4 protein-coding genes are annotated in these 3,059 nt (G+C 80.0%); all 4 read left to right on the top strand.

What is annotated here, in order from left to right:
- Positions 1–579: DUF3152 domain-containing protein (locus GTQ99_RS21520; protein WP_166617739.1), on the top strand; the 579-nt coding region annotated here is incomplete at its 5' end.
- Positions 580–622: 43 nt separating this feature from the next.
- Entirely contained in the window at positions 623–994 is a 372-nt protein-coding gene (locus tag GTQ99_RS21515) for an MGMT family protein (protein WP_166617738.1), read from the top strand.
- Positions 991–1,893 carry a methylenetetrahydrofolate reductase gene (locus GTQ99_RS21510; protein ID WP_166617737.1) on the top strand — a complete coding sequence of 301 codons (903 nt, stop codon included), beginning with the start codon at positions 991–993 and terminating at the stop codon, positions 1,891–1,893. Before GTQ99_RS21515 ends, GTQ99_RS21510 begins: the two co-directional genes overlap by 4 nt.
- Before the next feature lie 52 nt (positions 1,894–1,945).
- Positions 1,946–3,059: UvrD-helicase domain-containing protein (locus GTQ99_RS21505; RefSeq protein WP_166617736.1), on the top strand; the 1,114-nt coding region annotated here is incomplete at its 3' end.

The following is a 3,059-nucleotide window of genomic DNA, read 5'->3' as shown; positions in this document are numbered from 1 at the left end:
GGGCTGACCGCGGCGGACGTGTCGGCGGGCGTCCTGCGGCGCGAGGTGCCGCAGGCGGGCGGCGGGGACCTCCTCGTCGTGCCCGGCGGCTCCCCGGCGCCGGCCTCCGCGCGGGTGCGCACGCTGCGCGTGGAGGTGGAGCGCGACCTGGTGGACGCCGGGCTGCTCGACCCGGCCGCCTTCGCCGGCTTCGCCCTCGCCGTGCTCAACGACCCGCGCGGCTGGGGAGCCGGCGGGGCGACGAGCTTCGAGCGCACCGACGGCGAGGCGGAGCTCCGGCTGGTGCTGGCCACCCCGGGCACCTCGGCGGCGCTGTGCCGGCCGCTGCGCACGATGGGCACGCTGTCGTGCCGCAACGGCGACGCCGCCGTGCTCACCTGGTACCGCTGGGTGGAGGCGATCGCGGACTACGGCGAGGACCGCACCGGCTACCGGCAGTACGTCGTCAACCACGAGGTCGGTCACCTGCTGGGCCACGGGCACGAGCCGAACCCGGGACCCGGCCGCCTCGCGCCCGTGATGGTGCAGCAGACCAAGGGCCTGCACGGCGCGCTGCCGAACCCCTGGCCGAACCCCTGAGCACCGCCGGGCGCCCGCGGCGGCGACCTGGCAGGCTGCCCGGGTGCCCGCACCTCCGCTGCCCGCCCGCGCCGAGGAGGTCCTGGAGGTCGTCCACGCCATCCCCCGCGGCAGGGTGCTGACCTACCGCGACGTCGGCGAGGTCGTCGGCGACCGCGGTCCCCGCTTCGTGGGGAACGTGCTGCGCCGCTTCGGTTCCGGCGCCCCGTGGTGGCGGGTGCTGCGCGCCGACGGCAGCGCCGCGCAGCCGCTGGCCGAGCGCGCCCTGGCGCACTGGCGCGAGGAGGGGGTCGCGCTGCGCCGGCTGGCCGCCGACCCCGCCGACGTGCGCGTCGACCTGGCCCGCGCCCGCTGGGACCTCGCCGGCTGGCGCGCGCCCTGGGAGCGGGACGAGCGCGGGCCGGAGCGCTCGTGAGCACCCTCGTCGACGACCTGCGCGGCGCCCGGCGCCGCTTCTCCGTGGAGTTCTCCCCGGCCCACGACGAGGAGACCGCCGCCCGGCAGTGGCGCAGCGTGCAGCGGCTGCGCGAGCTCGGGCCGGTCTTCGCCTCCGTCACCTGCGGCGCCGGCGGCGGCAGCCGGGAGGGCACCGTCGAGCTCGCCTCCCGGATCGCCCGGGAGAGCGACGTGCGCCCGCTCGCGCACCTGACCGCCGTCGGCCGGAGCACGCAGCAGCTGCGCGGGGTGCTGCGCGAGCTGGCCGCGGGCGGGGTGCGCGACGTGCTCGCGCTGCGCGGCGACCCCGACGGCGACCCGGACGCCCCCTGGGAGCCGCACCCGCAGGGCCTCGAGCACGCCGACCAGCTGGTGCGCCTGGCCCGCGAGGAGGGCGCGGAGTCGGTGGGCGTGGCGGCCTTCCCGCTCGGGCACCCGGAGTCGCCGGACCTCGACACCGACCTGCGCCACCTGCTGGGCAAGCTCGCCGCGGGCGCCGGCTTCGCCGTCGCGCAGCTGACCTACGACGTCGAGGACTTCCTGCGGCTGCGCGACCGGCTGGCCGCCGTCGGCTGCGACGCGCCGCTGGTGCCGGGGCTGCTGCCCGTCACCAGCCCGAAGGTGCTGGAGGTCACGCGCCGGCTCACCCACGGCCACGAGCCGAGCTGGCTCAACCGGCGCTTGCAGCCGCTGCTGGACGACCGCGGGGCCTTCCGCGAGGAGGGCGTGCGGCTGGCCGCCGAGGACGGCCACCGGCTGCTGGCCGAGGGCGTGCAGGTGCTGCACCTGTACTCCCTCAACGCCTCCTCCAACGTCGTGCGCCTCGTGGAGGAGCTGGGGCTGGCCGCTCCGGCGGCGCAGCGCCCCGCCACCGGCTGACGGGCGCCCGTGCCCCACGACCGCGGTGCCGCGGCTGTGGTGCCATGAGGAGGTGCTCCGGGAGAACGCCGACGACCACCGCGCGGACGCCCCCGGCGACCCGGGCCGGCCCGGGGACCGCCCGCGGCTGCTGCGCGCCCCGGCGCGCGTGCCCGCGCCCCTGCAGCCGGACCCGGCGCAGCGCGCCGCGCGGGAGCGGCCCCGCGGCAGCGGCCCGCTCGTGGTGCTCGGCGCCCCCGGCAGCGGGCGCACGACGACGCTGCGCGAGGTGGTGGCCGCGCGCGTCGAGCGCGACGGCACCCCTGCGGACCGGGTGCTGGTGCTCGCCCCCTCGCGCCGGCAGGCGGAGGCGCTGCGCGACGAGCTCTCGCTGCGGCTGCTGCGCACGAGCAGCGAGCCGGCGGCCCGCACCCCCGAGTCCTACGCCTTCGGCCTGCTGCGGCTGCTGCACGCCCGCGAGGGGGCGCCGGCCCCGCGGCTGATCACCGCCGCCGAGCAGGACGCCGTCCTGGCCGACCTGCTGCGCGGGCACCGGGAGGCCGCCGCCCCGCGCGCCGACCCCGCCGACGGGCCGGGGGAGCCCTGGGAGCCGGAGCCGGAGCCGGAGGTCGCCCCCGCGGTGCCCGGCTGGCCCGCCGACCTGCCGCCCGGGGCCCGGGAGCTGCGCGGCTTCCGCGACGAGCTGCGCGAGCTGCTGGTGCGCGCCGTCGAGCACGGGCTGGGGCCCGCGGAGCTGGCCGAGCTCGGCCGCCGGCACGGCCGCCCGCAGTGGGGGGCGGCGGGCCGGGTGCTGGAGGAGTACCAGGCCGTCACCGCGCTCGGGCGGGCCGGGGCCCACGACCCCGCGGGCCTGCTGGAGGAGGCGGCCGCGCGGCTGCGGGCCTCGCCGCGGCTGCTGGCCGCCGAGCGCGAGCGCTGGGACCTCGTGGCCGTCGACGACGCCCACGAGCTGTCCGAGGCGGCGCTGCGGCTGCTCGAGGTCGTCGCCGGCGGCCGGGACCTGCTGCTGACCGCGGACCCGGACAGCGTCACCCGGGTCTTCCGCGGTGCGGACCCGCGGGCGGCCGCCGACCTGGCCGCGCGCTTCGGGGCCCGCGGCGTCCCGGCGGACGCGGTGGTGCTCGGCACGCTGTGGCGCCAGCCGCCGGACCTGCACGCGGTCAGCG

Source organism: Kineococcus vitellinus (genome assembly GCF_009906315.1).
In the GTDB taxonomy this organism is placed as follows: Bacteria; Actinomycetota; Actinomycetes; order Actinomycetales; family Kineococcaceae; genus Kineococcus; species Kineococcus vitellinus.
The sequence above is the reverse complement of the archived record's forward strand: the minus strand, read 5'-3'. Positions and strand labels throughout refer to the sequence as shown.